The organism is Comamonas thiooxydans, assembly GCF_002157685.2.
Lineage (GTDB): Bacteria > Pseudomonadota > Gammaproteobacteria > Burkholderiales > Burkholderiaceae_C > Comamonas > Comamonas testosteroni_H.
Genome location: NZ_AP026738.1, coordinates 2,986,169 through 3,009,642 on the forward strand (window position 1 = coordinate 2,986,169; position 23,474 = coordinate 3,009,642).

General features: G+C 53.9%; 26 protein-coding genes and 1 pseudogene. 12 read left to right on the plus strand and 15 right to left on the minus strand.

The window, feature by feature from the left end:
- Nucleotides 1-3: 3 nt before the first annotated feature.
- From CTR2_RS13695 to CTR2_RS27555, 9 genes are read left to right on the plus strand one after another with little or no spacing between them, the layout of a single operon-like run.
- Nucleotides 4-927, plus strand: a complete 924-nt coding sequence (locus tag CTR2_RS13695; RefSeq protein ID WP_087083370.1) for a dihydrodipicolinate synthase family protein — start codon at nt 4-6, stop codon at nt 925-927.
- Between the two features lie 47 nt (nt 928-974).
- Nucleotides 975-1,958, plus strand: coding sequence for a Bug family tripartite tricarboxylate transporter substrate binding protein (locus CTR2_RS13700; protein ID WP_254913344.1), 984 nt, complete (start codon nt 975-977; stop codon nt 1,956-1,958).
- The gene (locus CTR2_RS13705) at nt 1,958-3,412 is read left to right on the plus strand and encodes a sulfatase family protein (protein ID WP_087083368.1); all 1,455 of its coding nucleotides are present in this window, start codon (nt 1,958-1,960) and stop codon (nt 3,410-3,412) included. The genes CTR2_RS13700 and CTR2_RS13705 overlap by 1 nt, the downstream gene beginning before the upstream one ends.
- Nucleotides 3,413-3,424: 12 nt before the next feature.
- Nucleotides 3,425-4,174 carry a cytochrome b561 domain-containing protein gene (locus CTR2_RS13710; RefSeq protein WP_254913343.1) on the plus strand — a complete coding sequence of 250 codons (750 nt, stop codon included), beginning with the start codon at nt 3,425-3,427 and terminating at the stop codon, nt 4,172-4,174.
- 9 nt (nt 4,175-4,183) lie between these two features.
- Nucleotides 4,184-5,101, plus strand: a complete 918-nt coding sequence (locus CTR2_RS13715; RefSeq protein WP_310220480.1) for an SMP-30/gluconolactonase/LRE family protein — start codon at nt 4,184-4,186, stop codon at nt 5,099-5,101.
- Between the two features lie 2 nt (nt 5,102-5,103).
- The gene (locus tag CTR2_RS13720; protein ID WP_087083364.1) at nt 5,104-6,039 is read left to right on the plus strand and encodes a YncE family protein; all 936 of its coding nucleotides are present in this window, start codon (nt 5,104-5,106) and stop codon (nt 6,037-6,039) included.
- 2 nt (nt 6,040-6,041) lie between these two features.
- A complete protein-coding gene (locus tag CTR2_RS13725; protein WP_087083362.1) occupies nt 6,042-7,535 on the plus strand; it encodes an aldehyde dehydrogenase (NADP(+)) in 1,494 nt (497 codons plus the stop codon).
- A 40-nt stretch (nt 7,536-7,575) separates the two neighbouring features.
- The gene (locus CTR2_RS13730; RefSeq protein WP_087083360.1) at nt 7,576-7,923 is read left to right on the plus strand and encodes a YidH family protein; all 348 of its coding nucleotides are present in this window, start codon (nt 7,576-7,578) and stop codon (nt 7,921-7,923) included.
- A 1-nt stretch (nt 7,924) separates the two neighbouring features.
- Nucleotides 7,925-8,230, plus strand: coding sequence for a DUF202 domain-containing protein (locus tag CTR2_RS27555; protein ID WP_087083358.1), 306 nt, complete (start codon nt 7,925-7,927; stop codon nt 8,228-8,230).
- A 222-nt stretch (nt 8,231-8,452) separates the two neighbouring features.
- On the opposite strand, the gene CTR2_RS13735 is transcribed toward CTR2_RS27555, so the two are convergent.
- Nucleotides 8,453-8,890, minus strand: coding sequence for a hypothetical protein (locus CTR2_RS13735; protein ID WP_087083355.1), 438 nt, complete (start codon nt 8,888-8,890; stop codon nt 8,453-8,455).
- A gap of 252 nt (nt 8,891-9,142) precedes the next feature.
- On the opposite strand from CTR2_RS13735, the gene CTR2_RS13740 reads away from it, so the two are divergent.
- On the plus strand, nt 9,143-9,439 hold the full coding sequence (locus tag CTR2_RS13740; protein ID WP_003065080.1) for an H-NS histone family protein: 297 nt from the start codon (nt 9,143-9,145) through the stop codon (nt 9,437-9,439).
- A 63-nt stretch (nt 9,440-9,502) separates the two neighbouring features.
- On the opposite strand, the gene CTR2_RS13745 is transcribed toward CTR2_RS13740, so the two are convergent.
- The 13 genes from CTR2_RS13745 to CTR2_RS13805 all read right to left on the minus strand — a co-directional run bounded on the left by CTR2_RS13745 (nt 9,503) and on the right by CTR2_RS13805 (nt 20,877).
- Entirely contained in the window at nt 9,503-11,353 is a 1,851-nt protein-coding gene (locus tag CTR2_RS13745; RefSeq protein WP_087083353.1) for a DEAD/DEAH box helicase, read from the minus strand.
- 149 nt (nt 11,354-11,502) lie between these two features.
- Nucleotides 11,503-11,787 (minus strand): hypothetical protein, encoded by a 285-nt coding sequence (locus tag CTR2_RS13750; RefSeq protein WP_254913342.1) that lies wholly within the window; start codon nt 11,785-11,787, stop codon nt 11,503-11,505.
- Between the two features lie 54 nt (nt 11,788-11,841).
- Nucleotides 11,842-12,168 carry a hypothetical protein gene (locus tag CTR2_RS13755; RefSeq protein WP_087083349.1) on the minus strand — a complete coding sequence of 109 codons (327 nt, stop codon included), beginning with the start codon at nt 12,166-12,168 and terminating at the stop codon, nt 11,842-11,844.
- Between the two features lie 27 nt (nt 12,169-12,195).
- A complete protein-coding gene (locus tag CTR2_RS13760; RefSeq protein ID WP_087083347.1) occupies nt 12,196-12,642 on the minus strand; it encodes a single-stranded DNA-binding protein in 447 nt (148 codons plus the stop codon).
- Nucleotides 12,643-12,708: 66 nt separating this feature from the next.
- The gene (locus CTR2_RS13765) at nt 12,709-13,320 is read right to left on the minus strand and encodes a hypothetical protein (protein WP_254913341.1); all 612 of its coding nucleotides are present in this window, start codon (nt 13,318-13,320) and stop codon (nt 12,709-12,711) included.
- Nucleotides 13,274-14,398: a PFL_4669 family integrating conjugative element protein gene (locus CTR2_RS13770; protein WP_254913340.1), complete on the minus strand. Its 1,125-nt coding sequence runs from the start codon at nt 14,396-14,398 to the stop codon at nt 13,274-13,276. Before CTR2_RS13770 ends, CTR2_RS13765 begins: the two co-directional genes overlap by 47 nt.
- Nucleotides 14,399-14,426: 28 nt before the next feature.
- Nucleotides 14,427-14,879, minus strand: a complete 453-nt coding sequence (locus CTR2_RS13775) for a hypothetical protein (protein ID WP_003054949.1) — start codon at nt 14,877-14,879, stop codon at nt 14,427-14,429.
- A 161-nt stretch (nt 14,880-15,040) separates the two neighbouring features.
- The gene (locus CTR2_RS13780; RefSeq protein WP_087083341.1) at nt 15,041-16,798 is read right to left on the minus strand and encodes a hypothetical protein; all 1,758 of its coding nucleotides are present in this window, start codon (nt 16,796-16,798) and stop codon (nt 15,041-15,043) included.
- A 12-nt stretch (nt 16,799-16,810) separates the two neighbouring features.
- Nucleotides 16,811-17,257, minus strand: coding sequence for a hypothetical protein (locus CTR2_RS13785; RefSeq protein ID WP_087083339.1), 447 nt, complete (start codon nt 17,255-17,257; stop codon nt 16,811-16,813).
- Nucleotides 17,258-17,306: 49 nt separating this feature from the next.
- Nucleotides 17,307-17,930: an STY4526/YPO1902 family pathogenicity island replication protein gene (locus tag CTR2_RS13790; protein WP_087083337.1), complete on the minus strand. Its 624-nt coding sequence runs from the start codon at nt 17,928-17,930 to the stop codon at nt 17,307-17,309.
- A 16-nt stretch (nt 17,931-17,946) separates the two neighbouring features.
- Complete coding sequence (locus tag CTR2_RS13795; protein ID WP_254913339.1) at nt 17,947-19,635, minus strand: hypothetical protein; 1,689 nt, start codon at nt 19,633-19,635, stop codon at nt 17,947-17,949.
- A 15-nt stretch (nt 19,636-19,650) separates the two neighbouring features.
- The gene (locus tag CTR2_RS13800; RefSeq protein ID WP_087083333.1) at nt 19,651-20,544 is read right to left on the minus strand and encodes a ParA family protein; all 894 of its coding nucleotides are present in this window, start codon (nt 20,542-20,544) and stop codon (nt 19,651-19,653) included.
- 210 nt (nt 20,545-20,754) lie between these two features.
- Nucleotides 20,755-20,877 carry a hypothetical protein gene (locus tag CTR2_RS13805; RefSeq protein ID WP_254913338.1) on the minus strand — a complete coding sequence of 41 codons (123 nt, stop codon included), beginning with the start codon at nt 20,875-20,877 and terminating at the stop codon, nt 20,755-20,757.
- 320 nt (nt 20,878-21,197) lie between these two features.
- On the opposite strand from CTR2_RS13805, the pseudogene CTR2_RS27560 reads away from it, so the two are divergent.
- Nucleotides 21,198-21,330 (plus strand): annotated as a pseudogene (locus CTR2_RS27560) (IS3 family transposase); the annotation flags it as partial.
- Here the strand turns inward: CTR2_RS27560 and CTR2_RS13810 are convergent.
- Complete coding sequence (locus tag CTR2_RS13810; protein ID WP_176391646.1) at nt 21,327-22,289, minus strand: LysR family transcriptional regulator; 963 nt, start codon at nt 22,287-22,289, stop codon at nt 21,327-21,329. The pseudogene CTR2_RS27560 and the gene CTR2_RS13810 overlap by 4 nt on opposite strands.
- Before the next feature lie 169 nt (nt 22,290-22,458).
- Here CTR2_RS13810 and CTR2_RS13815 point away from each other — a divergent pair, with 169 nt between their 5' ends.
- Nucleotides 22,459-23,424, plus strand: coding sequence for a Bug family tripartite tricarboxylate transporter substrate binding protein (locus CTR2_RS13815; RefSeq protein ID WP_087083328.1), 966 nt, complete (start codon nt 22,459-22,461; stop codon nt 23,422-23,424).
- The last annotated feature ends 50 nt before the right edge of the window (nt 23,425-23,474 follow it).

Sequence of the window (23,474 nt, forward strand, 5' to 3'; positions counted from 1 at the left end):
AGCATGCCAGCACTCTCTAATCCCCGTTACCGGGGCATCTTCCCCGTTGTGCCCACCACCTTTCACGAGGACGGCACGCTGGACCTGACCAGCCAGAAGCGTTGCCTGGACTTCATGATTGACTCCGGCGTGGACGGCCTGTGCATTCTGGCCAACTATTCCGAGCAGTTTCTGCTAGCCGATGAGGAGCGTGAAATCCTCACCCGCCTCGTGCTGGAACATGTGGCGGGCCGCGTGCCGGTGATCGTCACCACCACTCACGCCAGCACCGCGATCTGCGCCGCACGCAGCCGCCGTGCGCAGGACATGGGCGCGGCCATGGTGATGGTCATGCCGCCCTACCACGGGGCCACCTTCCGCTTCGGTGAGCCACAGATCCAGGCCTTCTTCCAGGGCGTGTCCGACGCCATCGATATTCCCATCATGATCCAGGATGCCCCGGCCGCCGGCACGCCGCTGCCACCGGCCTTCCTGGCCCGTATGGCCAAGGAAATCGAGCAGGTCAGCTACTTCAAGATGGAAACGGCCGGCGCGGCCGGCAAGCTGCGCGAGCTGATCGCCCTGGGCGGCGAAGCCATCGAAGGCCCATGGGATGGCGAGGAAGGCATCACCTTGCTGGCCGACCTGGAGGCCGGTGCCACCGGCGCCATGACCGGCGGTGGCTTTGCCGACGGCATTCGCCCCATCATCGAAGCCCACCGCAACGGCGACAAGGACAAGGCTTTCGAGCAATACCAGCGCTGGCTGCCGCTGATTAACCACGAGAACCGTCAGGCCGGCTTTCTGGCGGCCAAGGCGCTGATGAAAGCTGGGGGTGTGATCACCTGCGATGCACCGCGCGCGCCCTGGCCACCCCTGCATCCCGAGGTGCGCCGTCAACTGCTGGACATCGCACGCCGGCTGGATCCGCTAGTGCTGCGTTGGTAAATTTGAAGTAGCAGATCAACGAAAAAAACTAACCAAAGGAGACAAAAATGCAATCAAAACTACTGCATAACACTCGCCACGCAGCAGCTATCGTCACAATTTTCGCAGCAGGGGTTGCCTCTGCCGGCGATAAATTTCCATCGCGTGCAATCAAGATTGTCGTTGGTTCCGAAGCAGGGAGCGCCCCCGACGTACTGGCTCGTCTGGTTGCCAGCGAAATGGGGACCACTTTGGGGCAGGCGGTCATCATCGACAACAAGGCTGGAGCAGCGGGAACCATTGGAGCGCAAGCTGTCGCGTCAGCTCCCCCTGATGGATACACATTGTTGATGGGCACTGTGTCAAACATTGCTCTAGCACCGTCTTTCTACCCAGTGAGGTATGCACCACTCAAGAGCTTCACACCCATTGGAATGGTGGCGTCTGTTCCCTTGGTGTTAGTCGTAACGCCTTCTCTTGGTGCCACGACATTTGCACAGCTGCAAGCGAAGGTGAAGCAATCAGCCTCTGGAGAATTCAATTTCTCATCGCCTGGTGTAGGTGGGCCGCAGCATCTCGCCGGAGTACTGCTGCAAAAACCCCTTGGCACCAAGCTCACTCACGTTCCCTACAAGAGTGGTGGAGCCGCAATGACCGCTGTTGCAGCTGGCGAAGTCCAGATGGCATTCGCAGGCATCCCAGCAGCAACCAGCTTAGCGCAGGGAAACCGGGTCACTCCAATTATGGTGACGTCATCGAAACGGACCTCAACGATGCCAGAAGTCCCCTCAGCTGCGGAAGTTGGCTTGTCTGGCTTTGAAATCGACAACTGGCATGCATTGCTCGCACCAGCCAATCTACCAATACCTATTCGTACGGCACTAGAAGCTGCCCTGCGAAAAGCTCTCGTGATGCCAAATATCAAAGACCAGTTCACCCGAGCTGGCGCCGAACCTGCCACAGGCGACAGCGAGCAGTTGTCGAAGACCATGGAAACAGAAACAGCACGTTGGGAAAAAGTCGTACGCGACAACAACCTCAAGGCCAAATAATGGAAGCACAGAACCTTCTAATCATCATGGACGACGAGCACAACAAGAACGTGCTTGGATACAACGGCCATCCAGTTGTCCAAACGCCCAACTTAGACAGGCTGGCGTCTGGTGGAACCACATATGAGCGGGCATATTCCAGCTCACCTATATGTGTGCCAGCAAGAGCAGCGTTCGCTACTGGCCGGTACGTGCATGACAACCGATGCTGGGACAATGCCATCGCATATGACGGCTCGATGCCTAGTTGGGCTCATGTACTGCGCGATTCAGGCCACCTCGTCACCTCCATTGGCAAGCTTCATTACACCGGCGAGGACATTGATGGTGGCTTCACGGAGCAAATCATTCCAATGCATATTGAAGCCGGCGTTGGTGACCTTTTCGGGTTGATCCGCGATCCACTTCCTACTCGTCATCAATCTGCGGACTTAGCAAGAAGCATCGGCCCCGGGGAAAGCAGCTATATCCGTTACGACCGCGACATCACTGAAAAAACGATCAATTGGCTTCGAACAGCGGGGAAAAAAAGGCATGACAAGCCGTGGGTACTGTACAGCTCCTTTATGGCGCCTCACTCGCCCCTAATTGCTCCACAAGAGTTCTACGACATGTATCCGGCAAAGGACATTGTTCTGCCGTCAAAGCGAGTGCCCTATCACCCTTGGATAAAGGCTTGGAATGACTGTTACGGGTTTGACTCGTACTTTGAAAGCGACGAGCACAGGCGCATCGCCATCGCGTCCTATTACGGCCTCTGTTCCTTCCTCGACTCAAACGTAGGCAAGATCATGCATGCACTTGAGGAGACAGGCCTCGCTCAGAACACTCGAGTGCTGTTCTTATCAGATCACGGTGACAACCTGGGATCACGTGCCCTGTGGGGAAAATCGACGATGTATGAAGAGTCATGCGGAGTTCCAATGATCGCTTCCGGCCCTGGTATCCAGGCTGGGCGGCGAGTCAAAACACCAGTTTCGCACGTGGATTGCTTCCCTTCATTCATGCAAGCGGTTGGATCAGAAGACCTAACCCCCAAAGATCTGCCTGGGCGCTCCATTTTCGACATAGCCGACAAGCCATACGATGACAAGCGAACTGTGTTCAGCGAATACCATGCAGCAGGTGGCGTGAGTGCCGCCTATATGCTGCGCAAGGGTGACTTCAAATACATCCACTACACCGGGTTGAAGCCTGAGCTGTTCAATCTCGCCCAAGATCCAGACGAGGTCATCGACTTGGCGACAGACGCAACAATGTCGAGCGTTCTCGAAAATTTTCAGCACGAACTCGAGATCATCTGCGATCCAGTCGCTATGGACTTGGCTGCTAAACACGACCAAGCAGCTTTGATTCGCATGCATGGTGGAGTCGAAAAGATCCTTAACCGGGGCGGCAGCAGCTATACCCCGATCCCCGGGGAAGCAATAAAGCTGATGAGCGATGGACATTGACAGGAGCTGATAGTGCCTGAACTCGTTGCTTGGCTATTGACGCCCATTAGTGGAACAACTGAACACCTCATCCAACCTGTAGTCGCTTGGCATGGACGAATCATGGTGCTTTGCTGGGGCGTCGCGATTCCATTGGCTGTACTCATAGCCAGATTTTTCAAGGTGACACCCAGGCAACAATGGCCACATCAACTGGACAACAAGACCTGGTGGACTTGGCATCGTGCATTGAATTACACCGCGGTTGCCGCGAGCCTTATCGCTGGGTTGCTTGTGCTGAACCATGATTCATATAGTGGTCTAGCTCGACAGATGCATGAATGGATGGGTTGGACCATCGTAGTGTCAGGTCTATTGCAAGTCTTAGTCGGAAATTTGCGTGGCACAAAGGGCGGACCGACAGACCCTCGAATAGATTCCGACGGCCAGTTCATAGATCTCCATGGGGATCATTACGACATGACGCCGAGGCGCGTGCACTTTGAGCGCTTCCATAAAGGTCTCGGCTATATGGCGTTGTTACTAGCCGCCGGCACTATGTACCTGGGACTCTGGACAGCAGATGCACCTCGCTGGATGTGGATTGGAATTGGGTTGTGGTGGGCGGGATTGGCATGCGTAGGCGCAAAACTCCAGGCCAATGGACGTTGCCTGGATACCTACCAAGCCATTTGGGGTCCCGACGACACACATCCAGGAAACAACATGCCCGTCATCGGATGGGGCATTCGCCGCGAACGCCCTGGTACCCGTCATCTTTGAAAGACATTTGTGGAACCCATCGAAACTATTGACAACAGATTCGCCCGCGCTTTTGCCGGAGCGTCACTGGAGAAACTGTGTTCAGGGGCCAGCTGGAGCGAGGGACCTGTGTGGATTGCAGAAGACGAATCTGTTTTATGGAGTGACATTCCAAACAACCGTATGCTTCGCTGGTCACGCACTGACGGCATGACAGTTTGGAGAGACAACGTGGAGTTCACGAACGGCCATACGCGAGATGTCAATGGTGACCTGCTGCATTGCTCCCATGGTCAAAGGGCAATCATGCGCACGCCACTGGCTGCTGGCCGGATACAAGCAGAGACCCCAGACCAAACCGTCATCGACAAGTACCGTGGAGGTCGTCTCAACTCACCCAATGACTTGGTTGTTCGAGGCGATGGCACCATTTGGTTCACCGATCCACCTTATGGAATTTTGAGCGATCGCGAAGGCCACCAAGCCCCCAGGGAGCAGGATGCCAACTACGTGTTCTGCTTCGATCCGTCCACAGGCATCCTTCACGCAGTCACCGCGGAGGTTGAGGAACCCAACGGTCTGGCCTTTTCACCCGACGAGTCCTTACTTTACGTTAGCGACACCTCGGCAGCATTCAAGGGGCCAGGCGAAGGTAACCATCACATTGTCGCATTCGACGTCAAAGGGCATGCACTGGAAAACATGCGGATTCTCGCGACAGTCAACCCTGGTTTGCCAGATGGGTTTCGAGTTCACGACAACGGCTGGATTTACACAAGTTCGGAAGACTCTGTGCAGGTTTTCACACCTGAAGGAAGCCTATTGGGACGCATTCCTGTGCCAGAAAAGGTTGGAAATCTAACATTCGGTGGACCAAAAGGTAACCACCTTTACATCGCTGCGAGCACCTCGCTTTACTTGATTGTCCTCAACACCGAAGAGCTTTAAAAATGATCCGCGAAATCCTTCTGTTGGTAGAAAAATGCAGCCACTGCTTTAGTTACTACGACATCTCGACCGGTGAACGCCTGCACAGCATTCAGCTGGAAGACTTCCCTCACGAGTTCGTGGTTGACGAGGAAAGGCAGTTTGCGTATGTCGGCCACTATGGCGTTGAAACCTCTGGCCATCCTGGTGCCGGCGGGACAAGAATTTTTCAGATCGATTTACCCAATCGGAAATTAGCTCGCACTATTGACATCTCACCGTTCAATCGGCTGCATGGCATGCAAATGGATCAGAAGGGCCGACTCTACGCTCTAAGTGAAGAGCGCGCGCAACTAGTCGTTATCCAGAAGCCAGCAACCGACACTGCACCCCGGCGTGCGGTGCCAACGGGAGGCATAAAAAGCCACCTATTTGCTTTGACACGGGACGGAATGACGGCCTTTTCTATGAACCTTCTGTCCCACACAGTGACCAAACTAAAACCTCATGATGCAACCTTTGCGCCGATCGCGTGCTCGCCTGGTGAAAAACCAGAAGGTTACGCTCTGAGTGCTGACGAAAAAACGCTGTTCGTCACCAATCGATGGAGCAACACAATCAGCGCTATTGATGTCGATACGATGAAAGTCATCCGTAGTGCCCAATCACGAGAAGACGCCACTCGCCTCTACCAATTCAGGGATGGAAGGCTGGTGGTAACCAACTACGGAGAGCGCAGCCTTTCCATCATTAATCCCGAAACGCTTCAGGAACTAACACATATCCCAATGGAAGCACGCCCCATTGCGTTGAGCTACCACCCTACGCGACCACTTGCCTTCGTGAGTCAGGACAACGACAAGCTTGGCATATTCAACATGGAAACACTGAAATTTGAAAGATTCTTCGCAACGCAGCGCGAACCGGACGTGTCCCAGCTCATCGTGATGGAAATCTGAAAATGTTGGAACCTATAGCCGTAAACCTACATACCAGCGAACAGCAATATTTGCCTTGCCCAGAGTCCAGTAAGCAAGAAATCGATATATCAGTAGGACGTGCGGCTGCCGCTGCCATCCCATTCTCGTTGCTGAATTCACACGCTCGAGCGGACTTTTTAGAAGCTCTTGCACGCGCACTTGAGCTTCATCGCAATACGCTGATTGCCCTAGCAAACAACGAAACCGGACTCGAATTGCCACGGCTGCATAGCGAGCTCGATCGAACAACGTTTCAACTGAGACGCTTCTCTGCATTGCTGCGTGACGGCGTGTGCGAATACGCAAGCAATGATGCAGCAGTAAGCGGTGCGCCACCAGCAAGTCGACCGCGCTTGACCAAAATTAGGGTGCCCATTGGTCCAGTCGCCATGTTTTCTGCAAGCAATTTTCCATTTGCTTTCTCGGTGCTCGGTGGTGATACCGCATCGGCGCTGGCGGCCGGATGCCCTGTGGTAGTCAAGGGCCACCCTGGGCACCCTAAATTATCCCGAGCCACAATAATTTTGGCAGAGCAGGTGGTGAGGGAGCAAGGGTTGCCTCCAGGGGTTATACAGTTTGTCCATGGCAACTCTACGGATGTAGGGGTCATGCTTGTCGAGTCGGACGCTATTGCAGCAGTCGCATTCACCGGCTCTTTCAGGGGTGGCATGGCGCTGGCTAAGGTGGCAGGTGCCCGAGCACGCCCTATACCTTTCTACGGTGAATTAGGCTCAGTCAATCCCCTGGTAGTATTGCCGTCAGCCCTCGAAGGTAATCAAGCAGCATCATTAGCCGAGGCACTGGCTAACTCTATATGCATGGGGTCCGGTCAATTCTGTACAAGCCCCGGTGTAATCGTGGTTGGCCAAGACGCGCAAGGAGATGCCTTTGTACACGCCTTAGCATCTTGCCTGTCCGCCTTATCTCCACATGGGATGCTTTCGACAGGTATCAGGGCCGGCTTTGAAGATGGTATCCGTCGTTGGCGCAGCATCGCCAAGCTTAAAGTCCTCGTGGATAGTAGCAACGCACGCCATCCGCATCCCGGGCCATTTCTCGGAGAAGTAACCTCTATCGATTTTCTTGAAGACCATCGCCTTCACGAGGAAGTTTTCGGTTCTGCTGCCCTCGTTGTACGTGTAGCTTCTGTTGATGAAGCCGCCGCCGTACTAAATGCTATTGGCGGGTCCTTGACTGTGACGCTTTGGGGAGTGCCGTCAGGCCAAGACTGTCCTGACGGACCGACAGAGCACCTCGTGCGAACAGCGCAGGCTGTGGCTGGGCGAGTGTTGTTCTCAGGCGTTCCCACAGGAGTTGCCGTCACACGTGCACAGCACCATGGAGGCCCATTTCCGGCTTCTACAGCGCCATTCACCACTTCCGTTGGGGATGATGCGTTGGACCGATTTCTTCGACCACTTGCCCTTCAAGATGCACCAGAGTGGCTCTTAGCACGCTACCGGTTGCACTCTTAAGCTCCTGCGAAAAGACGTCTATATTCACTTCGAGGAAAAAATGGCGCTGACTAATTGGCATCGGCAAGGAAAAGACCCAGACTACCGTTTCACACTAGCGAATGAACGTACGTTTCTGGCCTGGATCAGAACCTCTCTTACATTGCTGGCAAGCGGTATTTTGCTAGATCAACTGGGGCCCGCATATCCTAGAGGCCTGATACTACTGACTGCGCTGATGTTGGTTTTAGGCGCAGCATTTTGCTCTGTCACTGCGTACTTCCGCTGGCGAACAAACGAGATTGCAATGCGCTTCAATTATCCGCTGCCGTACACAATAGTGCTACCTGTGATAGTGATGTTGTTCGTTGCGGTAAGCCTAATGGTCGGAGTGCTGCTTCTTCACTAGCATGCGAGATCCTGGACTTCAGCAAGATCGTACTGTGCTTTCTTGGCGGCGCACTGCGCTCGCGCTGGCAGCTAACTCTGCCATTTTTTGTCGCCAAGGCCTTTTACACGGCCAAGCGATACTGATGGGAATTTCCGCACTCCTCCTATTATGTGCATTTTTCGCAATTTACCTCAGTATGCTTAGGCAACGCCAATTTTCCGAAACCAAAGTGCCAATGGTGAATAACCCTATTGCCAATGCGACCTTCAGCCTACTCACTTTGTCGGCAAGTTTGGCAGCCGTGTGGGACATATCGGGAAACTGACTAACCTGGATAGCCGCGTTGTCGATTTAAAAAATCGTACATTGAATATTCCTAAAGAAGCAGTCACTTAGCTGGCAACCGGTGCTTTCCCATTAATTTGAATATTTCTGAAAATAAGTTCAAGGTGCTTTTACTGATGCATAGCCTGCGTATCTACAGACGGTCCTTGGAAAAACCCACTACCCGACGAATTTCGGGTAGTGGGTTGGTTAGAGCTTCTGCTTAGTGATCTGTGCCGGTTGCCTTGCGAGACAGCGGCAGCATGATGACGTTTGTAGAAGGGGTTTGCGGCTTAGCCGATTGCTGGAACTTGTGCCGCTTATGCTCATGGAGTGCGTCACGCGCCCAATGAGCGCAGCAAACGCTAAGTGACCAAAGGGCACCAAGCAACTCCAAACACTTTCGCTTGATTCGCGCAGTAGCCTGACCCAAGTCATGAGCCTTTGCGTATCGAATCTGCGAGCGCTTGACCGTCTCTTCCGCCATCAGATAGGCACCTAGGAACTGAAGTTTCAGATCCGGGTACATATCCAACGTGTTGAGAAATATGCGTGCTACGACGGGGTCGTTGACGCGAGAGATCATGTTCACCAGCAACTGGCGATCCACGTCAAAAGGCGAGGACGCAGGCTTCTTGGCAGAACGTTGAGATTGATGCATGTGTTGCTCCTAGATGTTGGGCAACACGGTCCCCGACGGGATTGTGTTATCCCGTGGGGTTGAAGAATGTCCTCGTCAGCGTGAGCTGATGCGCATCTCTCAAGGACTCAGATGCTACAAGGCTCCGAAGAGCCAGTGTGCGATGATTTTAGCGCCGAAACTGAGTGCAACGCAATCCTTGCTTCCAGCAAATCAACCATCATCTCTTAAAATGCCTCATAATATGTTCTGTCATTTTAATGGAGCATATTGATGTCTAACTCTGCGGTGTCGTACAAGGATCTGCTGGCCCAACGCGCAACACTCGAAGCCCAGATTGAAGCAGCACGTAAAAGCGAAATCGGCACAGCCGTGCAACAGATTAAGGGTTTGATCGCGACATATGGATTGACCCAAGACGATATATTCCCCCAAGCGAAAGCAAAAGCAACTCGCGGCTCTGTTGACCCCAAGTATCGTGACCCTGAGACAGGTCAAACTTGGACAGGCCGTGGCAAGCCTCCTGTCTGGATCAAAGATAAGGATCGCTCGCAATTCGAAATCAAATGATTGCAGCAGGTTTGATATTAGATGGCCACTAAGTGGCCATTTTTTATGGCTGCTTAAAATAGATTAGGCACATTCAAGTGCCAGCACTTCCTCGCGAACTTCATCTGGCACAGTTTCTACAGCCGCTCGTTGTTGGCCAGGCAATGCTTTCTTGGCTGCCTCCACCACTTCCATTTCTGTGGTGTGCTTGTTCTCCTGCAGCTGCAGCACGCCCTCATCGATGGTGCCCTGGATGATTGGCACGAGGACCAGGACATCGCGGATCTGACCCAAGCGATAGGCCCGGTCCTCAGCCTGGCGCATCAAGGCTGGCGTCCACGGCATGGACGCAAATGCCACGATGTTGGCAGCCGTCAGCGTGATGCCCACGCCCGCGGCCATGGTTGTGCCAATGAATACCTTGATACTTGCGTCCCCCTGGAACGCATCTACCGCAGCCTGGCGACGCTTCAAGCTATCTGAGCCGACCAACGAGACACAGCCCACGCCGAGGCTGGCCAGGGCCTGTTTAAGGGCCTCCACGGTGCTCATGTACTCGCAAAAGATGATGAGCTTGTCGTTCTCTCCCATGGCCTGCACGGTTTCGACCAGGTACGGAACCTTCAGACCTTCAAGGCATTTACGCAGGCGAACGATCTTGGGCATGGCCTGCAGGGTCATGTCGCCATAGATCTCCTTGTAGACATCGAGCCCCTCGGCCGACAAAGGCACAAACTGCCTCGCCTTGTCACCCAGATCCTTGAGCACGTCCTTGCTGCGACGGATCATCCACCCCTGAATGGCTGCGGCCAGCGCGGCTCTCTTCTCCGCAGTGCCAGCGTAGTTCTTACGGAACTCGGCAAGCGTGAGGCTTCCCAGGCGATGGCCGGTAATGCGTAGCAGCGTGTGCATTTCGATCTCACGATTGAGCAACGGCGTGCCGGTAACGACAAAGCACCGCTCAATGCGTGCGGCCAGCAGGAACACATTGCGCGTGCGGCCGCTCTTGTATTCCTTCAGGTAGTGGGCTTCATCCACGGCCATCACCGCGAACTCCAGCTCAGTCTCGCGCACTAGACCGCCCATACGTTCGTAGTTGCCGATCACCCAGTCACAGCCAGCCAGCGTAGAAATCCGGTCCTCACCGATCATCCCGACGCGAGCGTCGGGGTAGACCATCTTGATCTCTCGCTCCCAGTTCAATCGTAAGGATGCAGGGCATACGATCAGGACCCGGCCTCTGCCGGCAGCCATCCGGGATGCCACCACCGTCTGGCGACTCTTGCCCAGGCCCATGTCATCGCCCATGCAGGCGCCCGATTGGCGCAGCATGTGCGCGACCCCTTCGGCCTGGTAGTCGCGCAGAACGCCACAGGCGACCAGGCTGGCCAGGGCCACCCGGTCATACGGCATGTCATCGACGTGGCCATGCTCGGTCGACAGGAAACCGGTGCCCTCTTCTTCACCAGGCCCGCCGCCCCCGCCCAGCGGTGGCGATGCAGCGGGCACGCTGATAGGCGAGCCTTCGTTGCCGCTTGTGGTCAACTCTTCGATGACCACTGGCTGCTCATGGACGAATACGAACTCCGACGACACGCCGGCAATGTTGGCCAGCCGCTCCATGATGAGCTCAGGATCGGCTCTGACCTGCCACGCTGACGCATGCTTGTGGAAGTAGCCGCCCAACGAGCGCATCGCCTTCACGCATAGCGGGTCGTAGGTAAAGCTAACCGCCCATGAACCGCGTGCCAGGTCTCCCTTCACCAGCGGGAAGATCTGCACATCGAGCAACTGCGAGAAGTAGTCGGGATCAGGAGCTGCGACAGCGGCGCGCAGTTGCACATCGAGCTGCTCCATATCCACGAAGTGCCCAGCAAACGCATGCTTAATCACATCGTCGGCATAACTGGAGTCGGTAGTTTGAAGCAGCCACATGCGCCGAGCTCCACTCCACCAAGCATCGTAGTTTGCTAGTGGACGGCTCACACCTGGAACTGTCAGGAGCTGCAGGCCCAGCCTGCGTCCATCCGAGACGGCTTTGATAAGGAGATCCGGCGGGCGGATCGTGACGGGCCTAGGCAACATCAAAGCCCCTCACGAACAACTCTTGTTGCTGGTGACTCATAGCCCCAACCTTCGGCCATCCATAGCGCCCATGTGAGCGTTGAATCAGAAACCTGCAGCCCCGATATAAGCGGATCAAAATCGCTGGAACACTTCAAGATAAAAGTGTCGTAGGACTTCCCGATCAGAGCGATATTTTTATTGAACACATCCTGGCAAGTATTGGCCCATGCCACAGGATCGAAATTCGTATCGACTGGATCGGGAACAACGAGCCCCAAAAATTGATATTTTTTTTGCACCATATTCTCCTGTGGACTCAATTGGCGACTGAGCATGCGCCACAGGAAAACCGATATTTATTCTGTCATCTGGTAGCTGAAGTCATGACAGACAAGCCATAACTGCACCACCGCATCAACGCGACTATCAAAGTCGCCAATCAGCATAGAGTCCGACTGCGACGACTCATCGTATGTGACCGTGAGACGCGTGTGCCAGGTACCATCAAACTGGAGCTTGCAATATCCCACACATACATCCTTGCCGTTGGAATCTCGCACGACTAAGAAAGCTGGTGCATTTTCCTCATTCACAGTTTGCGATGGTGCAACCACCATGGTGAATCGACCATCGACAAGCAATGTGATGTCGTCCGAGGCCTGTTGATCGGGATGTAAAGTCAAGATGTGCTCCTTGGTTAAAAACGGTCGTTAAGCAGGCTGGCCTGCGTGGTAGGGTTCTTGCACTTCGCCCGTGGGTCCATCCGACTGCTCCGTGGACGATCGGCGTGGAGCCTCGAACTCAATGGTCTTCACACGCGACAGCAGAAGTGCGACATCCTGGGCCTCGATCTTGAACACCATCACCTGGCCGCCAGTAGCCTCATCGCGCGCCATGTACTCAAGCTCTTCCCCCATCACTAGCACTCTGGCTCCCTTGCGCAGGAGCCGCGCGGCATCACGAGCCTTCGCGCCGTAGATTTCCACCTCGCGCCAAAAACCGCCCACTTCTTCGATTCCACCTTCATCGTTGCGGCCGTATCGGCTGAACCGAACACGCATACTGGCGACATCAAACTCGCCGTTAGGCCCACCCTTGAGCGTCCTGAAACTAGGAGAGCTACCCAGGTTTCCCTTGCCGATAAACAATTGCGACATATCCAATTTCCTTGCAGTGCGTGTTGAATGCCAGAGCTGCTGCACCAAGTCAGCCCAGGCGCGGACTCAGACGGTCGAAATCGGGGAGCGTGGATAAAGAAAGATAGGAGCCTTGTCCACGCTCACGCGAATACGCTTGATATCGCCACGCGTCTGCTGGTGCTCCTCATTCAAGGCCACAGCGCGCTGGGACGCTGCCATGCACCATTGACGGAGTTCACTGGATAGGCCTGACGCAAGCTGCTCGACCTCTTCAAAGCTCAAATGGCGGTTCGACCCCAGGCGTTGGCGCCAGCGCAGAAAGACATAGCCCGTTGTGTTTTTCTGGTGCACGACCAGATAGAAGCTCAGTCCTGGAACAGATTTCGACTTCTCGGACAAATCGCGCATCTGCTTCAGGATTGCGTCAATGCCGTCAAGTTTCTGGCGCAATCTGGACAGGGTGCCCCTACCCGTAAGGGCCTTTACGTCAGCTCGATCTTGACAGTCCTGATCCGCCAAGGCCTGGCGACCCCAGAGCACGTTGTTGACGACTCGGCCACGACCGGTGTGCTGCGAAGCCCCTTTTATTTCCAGATCCCTTTTCACACCAATCCCTTTCAATATCAGTTCCAAACGACTGCGCTCTGTCTTAATCAGCGGTGGCTGTAGCTTCTGGGCCAGTAGATCCAGATGCATCGGAGCCATGCTCTTGCGCCTGCTGCAATTGGTCGCCAACTTGCTGCAGCAACGCACGTTCTGCTTCGCTGATGTTGATGAGTCTGCGCGAATGCGACGGCTTCACCTCGGCCTTGTAGATTTGTGCTGGCACTGCGCCAAACGTGCTCACCACGAACTGAATGCGCTTCGCCGCTTCCGGGTCGGCACTGAACCAGTCGGAGCGGCTCAGTTCCCGAATCTCTGGGCGGCCAAGCCATTTGTCGAATCGGGCGGTGCCGTAGAACACGCCAAGGATGGCGCGGCTCATTGCGCTCAGCACAGCACGCGCCTGCTCATCGCTCAGCAAGTTCTTGCGCTGCAGCGTTTTCTGGATACGAACAAAGTAGTCGTAGTCCACGATCAACATGGAGATCGCATAGCCATATGGGCTGCGAAAGCCTAGGTTCAGGGTCATAGGGCGAGCGGACTGAACGATGCTCAAGCTCAGGCCGCGCTTGCGCTGGCTCTCCAGCAACTCCTCGGCTTTAGCGATTTGGGCGCGCAACGACTCTTGAACTTGCGAGATGCCGTACTCATGGCGTACCAGTGCCCAATCCGCATATGGGTTGTCACGGCTCGTCAGTACCCAAAGGTTCCGCAGAGAGGAAGCAACGCGCTTGCCACCAATGATCGCGTTCAAGCGCTTTTCAGGCTCCCCAGATCGCCCCTGAAAAAGTCGGTGGGCCTCGATGGTGTGAATCGTCATCTGGTCCACGCCTTCGTTCGTCAGCGGCCCGAGTTCATCAATGCCTTGTGCTTCGGAGTTCGTCACCACCGCGTCCGCACCACGACGATCGCGTCGCTCCGCTTGCATCTTCTGGAATTGCTCTTTGCGATCTTCCAGCTCTACATAGCGATCAAACAAAGGATCGTCTTCAGACGCGCCAGCCTGGATGAATGCCGCCAAAGCAGCTTCTTCACCAGCAATTGAGTAGCCGTCACGAAATGGCGAATTCGGGTCGGTGGCGAATTTAATGCCTGGTGCACCTGCACCCAATACACCGGCCAGCATTACTGGCTGAAAGCCGGGGTCTGTTTTGATTCGATCAGTAGCCAAGGTCTTCTCCTTAAATTAAATACTTCGTCTATCCAGCGTCCGGGACTTCTCCCGACTTGCCGCCCTCGTCGGCACTGGCGTTCTCTATTGCCACTTGCGCAGCTTCTTTAGCGATGTCTTCATTCCAACCGTCGATAAATGGAAAGTGCTTCTTACTAACTGATGGCAGCCGCTCGGCAATGGGCTGTCTTAGCAAATCGAGTACCGCATCGCGATTCACGGTCACCAGCGTTTTCGTGTTCTTCTGCACGCGGACATTGATAAATCCGGTCTCTTGCAACCGCTGGAGAGTTCGTTTTACGGTGGGTAATGGAATGGTTCTGCACAGTTCGACTTCAGTGATCGACCCAGACGTAATGGCGATCTCTCCAATATCCCCCCGCTCTTTGAGTAAGACCCAAAGAACCGCAGCATCCGTGTAGCTTCTGAATTGCTGAACGAGCTGAATAAATAGATCGTTCCCTGATTTCTGATAGCTCATATTGCTTCTCTTGAAAATTGCTGTGGCTCATTTCGAGCTACATGGCACTAAGTGCCGCGTGGTTCATTTCGAGCTACATGGCACTACGTGCCGTGTGGTTCATTTCGAGCTACTTGGCACTGAGTGCCATATGGCCCATCTCGGGGTATTCGGAAGTCAGCTCATTTCTTCGCCATTCCGACCTTTGCTGCCCGCTCATTGCGAAGAGCAAGCAACTTGGCACGCGCCGCTTCTTTGCCCAAAGGCCCATTGCCTTCGACCGCCACTCGCACTGGATTGGCGTCGGCGTTGGCCGATCCTTCGTGAAAAGCTTTCAGCGATGCTTCTTTCTGGGCCTGTTGAGCATCGGCCTGTTTGGCTAACTCAATGCGCTCTGCAGCGATGACGGGGGCATACGCCCAGATGCATTCGCCGGCTCTATATTTCTTCACCACACTGCTTAGCCAGGCCACTGGCGACTTCACTTTATGAAATCGCCGGTTCGCTCCTTCCATCTCGTCCAACGCTTGCTGTTGTTGCTCAAGGGGAAACTTGGCCAGCACCTTGGAGAGGGACGCGTGCAGTGACTTCTCAATCCAGGTGGGGAAGATGAGGCCAGAGGCAAGTCCGGCATTCAGCTTGTCCGAACTCGAAGACTTACCACCCTCACCTGCCTGAACGTCAGCCGTGCTGCTGGTGTTCACCGGCGAAGTAGTAGTGGATTGAATAGAAGTCCTTTGAATATTGATTGCGGGAAACGGCAGATCAAGCCTGTAGGTTTCGTCCAAAGAGTCAGGCTCTTGTTTGCAGGAAACGGCAAACGATTCCTTCGCTCCACCCTCGCTACCCTTATCGCTAAAGCTCTTCGCTAACTCCTTGCTGGCATTGGAGATTTGCTCCGACTTGGCGGGCTGCTCACTGATCGAAGAAGTAGCTCCAGCTTGTCGGATTTCGACAGGTTTGTGAGGCACCAGATCGTCGTTCAAAAAAGACAGCAAGAGATCGCGCGGGCGGGGAGCAGGAGGGGTCGCGGACAGTCCAAGCATCGCTTGCGAGAACGCGAATGAAAGCCCGGACAGGTCCAGCGTCTGGTTCGTGGCTGGAGCGCTATTTGACGGTGCAGCCTTCGTTGACGCCGCAGGAGTAGCCTTGTCCGCGTCAGCCTTGCGAGGCAAAGGCTTGATGCTTTGCCCACGCAGGCACAGCAGAATGGCGTCGAAGTTAATGCGTACCAAAGCTCCGCCGATGCCGACCTCGTTAATGAATCCAGCCTTCTTCAGCCGCTCCCGAGCATTGCGCTGGACCTTCGGACCGAGCACAAGCGCTGTTGAGATTTCATCCTGGCTGACCGGGATAGCGCCATCGGTGAGCTGGCCTAGCTTCAGACACTCCCGGTGCCGCTGCAGCAGATAGGCCAAGTACAGCCCGCCTGCGATGCTTCCAGCCACATCAGCCAGGGGCTTGTAGTAGACCTTGCAGCCCTTGAACCAGCTACTTGCCAAGTCCCACGTAAGTTTCTGCCCCTTGCCGCGCATTGCCAATGCCTTGGCGAGTGCAGGTACGTTCAGGCGGTAGTTCAGCACCGCAGGACGCCCAACGAGCATCTCTTCGAGAACGCCCTCGCCCATCAGCAGCTCGCGCACACTGGCTTGCTCGGTGCGGGTCAGCCCAATGGCCGACTTCCACTGCTGCAAGGACATAAAGAACCAGCCACCGCGCTCGGGATGGTTGCGGAGACTGTGGCGCGTCCAGTAGAGCGCCATGCCCACGAAGATGGCGGCTTTGTGGCCGAATTTTTCAGCCAGCACCGGATGAAATGGAACGAAACCTCGATCGTCCAGATGCAGAAAAATTTGCTCGGCACCCTGGTGGATCGGCGCATCCTCCGGCAGTTCATAACGAACTGTTGGAATTGCTGCGAGTGAAAGAGAGCCGCGCACTGACAAGCTCCATCAGTGCGCAGCTGCGGCTACGGAGGTTGTCGCTGCACTGCGCATTGCGCTGGCCAAGGGCATGGCTTGCTGCTGCAAAAGCTCAAGCAAGCGCCGCTTCGAGATCCGATAGGTAATGATGCGGCCCTGACCAGCTTGCTCATGCAGGATGCCCAAGTCCACGAGGGTCTTGCGGCAGGTTTGCTGCTGTGCCCTCGTTATGCCGGTGTCCTTGGTGCAGCATGACGATGACATAAGGATTTCGAGAAAGTCCTCCGACTCGCTGCGACGTTCGCGCTCCATCGCATAGGTAAGCCAGAGTGCGCTCAAGACGTTACCGGTGAGATCCACGAAGGCGCGGTTGATGGTGATGGGCTCTTGGCCGATAAGTTCCAGAAACAGTGCGGACTTCAGAATTTCACTATCACTATTCGACAGCTGGGCGGGTAAGTTCTTGGTGTTCTTCATGTTCAAGCTTTATCGATAATGGTTGTAAATAGAACGTCCTGCGGCTGATTTATTTGCCCACCGGGAAGGCATTTCTCCTGGGAAGAGCCAGGCTATCCTCGTCTTCAAACTCTTTGAGCGTTGAATAAAGCGAGTCGATGGTGTACTCCGCAAAACGAGAATGCAGCTCGAAAATCCAATCACGTAGAGATTGCCCAGGCGTGGATTGGCTGGTAATTTCCGCCCAAGCTTGATGAATCTGATCCCGAACATCAAACTGCTTTGGTAGTTTGGCCCTCCCGCCCGTGACGCTTCCGCCGACCAATTCACGTAACCTACGAATATCGTCTGCGGAGCGCTTAAAAAGCCGCGTAATCAGTGCACGCGAGGCACCATTGCGCACAAAATATTCGCAAAGTGCATCGTCTTGCCTTTGTCGGTCCAGGCCTTCTAGATGCTGCCTGAGTTCGCCAGGAGAAAATATGAGCTTAACCCTCGTTAACTTAGTAGAAATATCCAGAATATCGCGGGTCTTGCGATGCCGAAGTTGGTCGATCAATTCTGCATCGCAACCCATCTGCAATAACTGATCTATTCCATCCTCGGTTTCGATAGCACGAATTACCTCCGTCAGCAGCAGAAAATTCAACTGCGGATTCGTGTGGATATCGACGGGAACAATATGATCTGTCATTGCTTATCTAACGTGTTTATTCCGTAAATAACGGTTTATAGGCTTCGCGGCTATCCTCAGGCCCGGCGATATTGAACTCAGCGAGTGTTTGCATCAGCGCAGACAAGCATCTAGCAACCGCCGCATTGCCGAAGAGATATCCATAATGGTCAGAAGTGACATAAATCTGCCCATTCTTCCCGCACAGAATCGCTCTATCTGTGCACTCCTGACGGAACGTATCAACACCAGCCTGAATAGCCCTTACCCAGCGGCTTTCTGGGTCGCATTTCGAGAGTAGGCTTGAATTGCACTGCCCGGTTTGCGTTGCAAGAAATGGCCAAAGATACACACGCAGAGTTTCGAGATCTTCGGAGAGCTTTTGATCGCCCAAATACGCCATACGTTCTGGAATATCCACTAAGAACCCGTATGGCAATGCCGGCGTTGGCTTCACGAAGTCCGACAGCGGTACGACAGCATTCAGATCCACAAGATTCTGCGATAGCCGCGCAGAAAACGCTGCCAGTTTGTCTGCTGGGCCAGCTCCCGCACCTTGTTGATCTGGCTTTGTCGTGGATCTTTTGTTGCTAGGCGATGCAGCAGCCGACACACCGCCAAGCATTCCCGACAGTGGCGCCTGCTTGGCTTGCTGTTGCACCTTCTTGTTCGCGCTCTCTATCGAGCGCATGTCATCGACTGAAAGCTTCGGGTCCTGGAGGTAGGATTGAACGACTGACTCGATATGGTCGGCGGCAATGCCAAAATGCTTCGAGGACACCGACTGGATCTGAGTGAGTAGCGATGGAACATCCAACTTCACCTCTGTCCGGCTTGCAGGATCGGCCTCGGAGTTCGCTTGCTCCATCGCCTCAAGATCGGTAGCGTGCATCAAGAAGATTTCCTCGATAGCTTCCTTGACTTCTTCGCGTTTGTCGAACTTCGATGCCATTTCGTGAAGTGCCGAAACGGTAGGACGGATATTTATATTGACGTCAGACGTTTGAAGCCAATTACCAATCAACGCGAGATTTTCGACAGCGAAGATGAAGTTTTGAACCATCCGCACCCCATAGCTCAATCCCACCTCTTTAAGTGCTTTATTCAGCTCGGTTGCCGAGAAAGATCTAGCGGTTTCCTTCTCAATTTCGCGCTTGTAATTCATCACGCCCTGAGCACGCTCCCAGAACGAAATATCACTTCGATTGTCGTTTTCGCTCAAGTGCGCAGCAATGACAGCGGCCTCGCCAGGCCACTTCCTGGTAACGACATGGATGCGCCGCAGTTTCTCAACGCCTTCTTTCACCAGCTCTTTTGCGATCTCTACGCGGGTATTTCCGCCGCCATATGGGAAATACTTCTCCGTAGGATTACGACGCGTCACCGAGAACATATTGGTGATGCCATCGACCTTCATACTCGCTTTTATTTCCGCCCGCTGGGAATTAGCTTTCTTGCGAGGATTCAGCGAATATTCATCAATATCAAAAACATCCAAGACGATGATGGAGCCATCAATCTCATCCATCGGATCAAAACTGGTAGTTGATCTTTCAGAGTCTCGATGAAGAGCTGCTTTAGCCGCCTCAAGACGTGCTTGATTTGGAGTGAGCTTTGGTTTATCTGGTGCAGTCATAGCTGACGTCCCTTGCTTATTTCCAGGGGACGTAGTTAGGTTTAGTGAGGCTGCCCGTTCGCGAGCAGTCATGGTTTCAGGTGTACGCATGCTTTCCTCCTAAAATTAATTGGAGGGTGCGTTCAGATCGAGATATTGGGGGTGGTTAGATGCGTACATCTCCGACACGCTGGGCACAATTTCCCAAAGAAGGGAATGAAGCGTGTTGGATGCTTTCACTGGATCAACCCAATGCACTGGAACTCCGGCACTGGCCGCTTTTTTCCAAGCCGTTGCATCGGGAACATCAGTATCCAGCATCGTGATTTTTCCGCTCAGCTCAATAAAGCTTTCGCGAATCATTGCGGACATTTCCTTGCTATCGCTGGTCTTTTGGCTTTTATTGAGAAATGCCTTCATCTGAGGCATCTTCAAGCCCATGGTAGACACGCTATCGTGGCGTTCAATGAGTGCTTTCACATTCGCGATGAACTCGCGAGCCGAGATCATGTCTGGCGTTGCAGGCACAAGCAGCAGATCAGCAGCAACCACAGCAGCATCTTGCAGATGGCCGACAGCACCTTGGGTATCAATAATCACCACGTCGTATGCGCTAGCGATCGTGGGGTGCTTCAAGGGATTCTTGAAGCTGAACTGCATGCTCAATGGATTGCGATTGGCCATCCAGACCTGCAGAGACGAGTCCTTGGCATCAGAGCGAACGATATGCAGGCAACCGCCCTCGCTCTTGGGTGCCTTCTCAAGCTTGCCTTGATAGGAAGTCGGAGGCAGTTGGCAATGCGAGATGCAGTCAGTCGTCAGCGCACCTGATTGCACCAGCTGGGTGAGCCCAAAAGGAGCCTTGTGGGAAAGCTCGTAATAACGCGAGAGCGACGGCTGGATGTCCCCGTCGATAAGCAACACACGGAAGCCGATGTCGTGCAGCAGGCCGCCCAGATTCGCGACTGTAGTGGTCTTGCCGACTCCGCCCTTGGAAGCCAGAACAGTGATTGTGAACATTGAAATTCCTCGTTGAATGGTTGTTGATCCATTCAACGGGAGCTGAAGTTCGCTCGCGCATTGGTAGGCCGTTGCGACCAAAACTGAGGCCGCACTGGCCTTCAGAAGCCACCATTGATCGATGGTTATTTCGTAACTTTTTGTTGAAAATCATGCAAAAAGCCTTGACTTTCAGCTTTAAAAAGTGTCAGAAAATATACATCGTATCTACTAAAAAAGAAGTTCGGACAGAGGCGTCACGACCGTGATACCCGCTCCCAGCTTGCTCAGAATTTCCGCTCCATGTACCGAAGCCTGGGCATGGATCTGCATGGCTGCGCGCAGTTTCTTCATGTGTCGCCCAGGACTGTACATAACTGGGAATCCGGCGAGCACGACATCCCGTATTCGACGTACAGACTGCTGCGCCTGCTCAACCGCATGAAGCTGCCTGACCAGGCTTGGCAAGGTTGGTGCTTCTATGGCGGCAAGCTGATTTTCGTTCGTTCGAAGACAAGAACAGTAGCTGGTGGAGGCCTGGTAGGCACGCTTGACGATGTCTGCCAGTAAGCCCACTTATTGCTCGCAAGATACCGGGCTCACTCATCGTGCCACCGCGCCAGAGGATGTGCAGATCCTTTATGGGCTTGGCTATGTCGTGTAGCAGTGCAGCGTACAAGACACAAGATCAGGCCCGCTCAGACGTGTTTGATTGACTACATCGAGTGCTTCTACAACCCGACGCGTCGGCATTCGACGCTCGCGTATCTCAGTCCCATACAGCTCGAACAAGCTCAAAAAGCTTAAGTCGGTTTCAACGAGACCGGTAGCCGCTCAGTATTCATATCTCGATTTGCAGCGATCTCCTCGATGTAACGATAAAAAATTAGCGCTTCATTGCTGAGCTCTTTCAGAGACGAGCAATAGATTTCCGTCAGAAGGTCTATTCGCGGACGAAAGGGGCGCGTAACAATATCCGGAAAGACACCGGTGGACAAAACCATTGGATTGATTAGTCCGACGCCTACATTTCGATGGACAAGAGCACAAACTCCCATGGATGTACTAGCAACAACACCCGTCTTGAGCTTTATGCCCGCCTCTTGGAGCGTCGCGCGGACCAAGACCGATGTTGGCGACTCCTCGGGCAACGCAATCACCATGTGGCCAGCTAAATCCTCCGGCCTAACCATCGATTTTGCTACCAATGGATGGTGTTTGTGCAGTGCCACCACCAATAGATCCTCAGAAATAGTCTTGCGCTTGCATAGTTGTATCGCGCTTATGGTGTTAGGTGCAGGTGGATTGGTGACACCTAGGTCGACTTCATGGTGTGCAACCTGTCGAAGCACCTCAATGGGTGTTGCCGCTCGCATGCATACATTTACCTCCGGATGGGTGCGCTGCATCCGCTGAATAGCTCCTGGCAGAAGCGCAATCAACGAAGGGGTGTGAGCGGCTACCGTTACTGTACGAGAGGCTCCCTGACGTAATGCCGCAGCCTCTTCTAGTGCCCATTCGAGGTGCTGAGTTACTTGCTCTGCACGGGGAAGCAGTTGATGCGCAGCGGCAGTCGGCTGAAGGCGCCCTCCTCGCCGAGCGAACAACTCCACACCCGTCTCACGTTGCAAAAGTCTGAGCGACTTGCTCACCGCTGCCTTCGTAATGCCGAGTTTAAGAGCGGCTTCGCCAAGCCCTCGGCTACGCATGACAACCACAAACACTTGAAAGTGACGTCCGTTAAGTTGAGAAGTGGAAGAGCGCATAAGCAGTGTCAGAGTCATCCCGAATGTGTAGCTGGAATCGTATACCTTAAGTTGACGATATAGATCGCTCTAATCAACGGGAATTTCTAGAATTCTAAAAAGTACATGCCTGAATTCACCTTGCTTGGAAACTCAAGGTCTTGTTTCGATCCCTCTTCACCAGATTCAAATGACGATGCGAAAACTACTCATTTCTCTCTCACTTTGCGCAGCAGCATCATCCTCCTCCTTTGCGGGTGGATTTCCCAGTAAGCCATTGACACTTGTAGTCTCGGTGCCTGCGGGAGGCACTATTGACGCAATTGCACGGATGGTCGCGAAGGACCTTGGAGACAGTCTTGGTGAACCAGTCATTGTCGACAACCGTGGAGGCGCAAACGGCACCATCGCTGCAGACTATGTGCGTCGTGCCCCCGCTGACGGCCATACGATCCTGATGCTCGCGTCCAGCACCCTCGTGCTGAGCCCCTATGTCATGGGCAAACTACCATTCGATCCACTTAAAGATCTCGCGCCCGTCGCCAAATCTGCCGGTTTGAACATGTCCCTTCTTGTTAATCCATCTGTAGGCGTGTCTGACCTACCCTCGCTGGTGAACAAGATGAGAGGCTCACCTGGGAAGTTGAATTACTCCTCAACAGGCAATGGCTCATTTCCCCACATCGCCGGCGCATTGCTTAACCTCGAGACGCAAACTACCTCCACCAATGTGGCATACAAGGGACTCGCCCCGTCTATTCAAGACCTCTTAGCCAACCAAGTGCAGTTCACCTTCGACTCGGGCAGCGCTAGTTACGTGAAAGCAGGAAAGTTAAAAGCCCTAGCCGTGATCGGCCCCAAGCGTTCGAGTGCTTTACCCGATGTGCCGACATTTCGTGAACTTGGAATACCAGAAATGGAAAAGATCAATGGTTGGCACGGAGTATTTGCACCCGCGGGAACTCCACCTGAAGTCATTCGTCGTCTGAATTCTGAAATCCACAAGATATTAATGAAGACCTCATCTATCGAAAAAATTCAATCTATGGGATTTGAGAGTGTCTCGTCCACGCCTGAGGATTTGGCCGCCGAGCTGCATCGTGACTATAAGAACTTTGGCGAGTTAATGGCGAGAGCAAAAATATCGGCTAATTGAAACCTCGTCTGATGAATAGTAGATCCTCTCCAATAACTGCTTAAATCTCA

Coding starts and splice junctions, on each gene's coding strand:
- CTR2_RS13695 (WP_087083370.1), top strand. CDS start 4: ATGCCAGCACTCTCTAATCCCCGTTACCGGGGCATCTTCCCCGTTGTG.
- CTR2_RS13700 (WP_254913344.1), top strand. CDS start 975: ATGCAATCAAAACTACTGCATAACACTCGCCACGCAGCAGCTATCGTC.
- CTR2_RS13705 (WP_087083368.1), top strand. CDS start 1,958: ATGGAAGCACAGAACCTTCTAATCATCATGGACGACGAGCACAACAAG.
- CTR2_RS13720 (WP_087083364.1), top strand. CDS start 5,104: ATGATCCGCGAAATCCTTCTGTTGGTAGAAAAATGCAGCCACTGCTTT.
- CTR2_RS13725 (WP_087083362.1), top strand. CDS start 6,042: ATGTTGGAACCTATAGCCGTAAACCTACATACCAGCGAACAGCAATAT.
- CTR2_RS13730 (WP_087083360.1), top strand. CDS start 7,576: ATGGCGCTGACTAATTGGCATCGGCAAGGAAAAGACCCAGACTACCGT.
- CTR2_RS27555 (WP_087083358.1), top strand. CDS start 7,925: ATGCGAGATCCTGGACTTCAGCAAGATCGTACTGTGCTTTCTTGGCGG.
- CTR2_RS13735 (WP_087083355.1), bottom strand. CDS start 8,890: ATGCATCAATCTCAACGTTCTGCCAAGAAGCCTGCGTCCTCGCCTTTT.
- CTR2_RS13740 (WP_003065080.1), top strand. CDS start 9,143: ATGTCTAACTCTGCGGTGTCGTACAAGGATCTGCTGGCCCAACGCGCA.
- CTR2_RS13745 (WP_087083353.1), bottom strand. CDS start 11,353: ATGTGGCTGCTTCAAACTACCGACTCCAGTTATGCCGACGATGTGATT.
- CTR2_RS13750 (WP_254913342.1), bottom strand. CDS start 11,787: ATGGTGCAAAAAAAATATCAATTTTTGGGGCTCGTTGTTCCCGATCCA.
- CTR2_RS13760 (WP_087083347.1), bottom strand. CDS start 12,642: ATGTCGCAATTGTTTATCGGCAAGGGAAACCTGGGTAGCTCTCCTAGT.
- CTR2_RS13765 (WP_254913341.1), bottom strand. CDS start 13,320: ATGCATCTGGATCTACTGGCCCAGAAGCTACAGCCACCGCTGATTAAG.
- CTR2_RS13775 (WP_003054949.1), bottom strand. CDS start 14,879: ATGAGCTATCAGAAATCAGGGAACGATCTATTTATTCAGCTCGTTCAG.
- CTR2_RS13785 (WP_087083339.1), bottom strand. CDS start 17,257: ATGAAGAACACCAAGAACTTACCCGCCCAGCTGTCGAATAGTGATAGT.
- CTR2_RS13790 (WP_087083337.1), bottom strand. CDS start 17,930: ATGACAGATCATATTGTTCCCGTCGATATCCACACGAATCCGCAGTTG.
- CTR2_RS13795 (WP_254913339.1), bottom strand. CDS start 19,635: ATGCGTACACCTGAAACCATGACTGCTCGCGAACGGGCAGCCTCACTA.
- CTR2_RS13800 (WP_087083333.1), bottom strand. CDS start 20,544: ATGTTCACAATCACTGTTCTGGCTTCCAAGGGCGGAGTCGGCAAGACC.
- CTR2_RS13805 (WP_254913338.1), bottom strand. CDS start 20,877: ATGAAGAAACTGCGCGCAGCCATGCAGATCCATGCCCAGGCTTCGGTA.
- CTR2_RS13810 (WP_176391646.1), bottom strand. CDS start 22,289: ATGCGCTCTTCCACTTCTCAACTTAACGGACGTCACTTTCAAGTGTTT.
- CTR2_RS13815 (WP_087083328.1), top strand. CDS start 22,459: ATGACGATGCGAAAACTACTCATTTCTCTCTCACTTTGCGCAGCAGCA.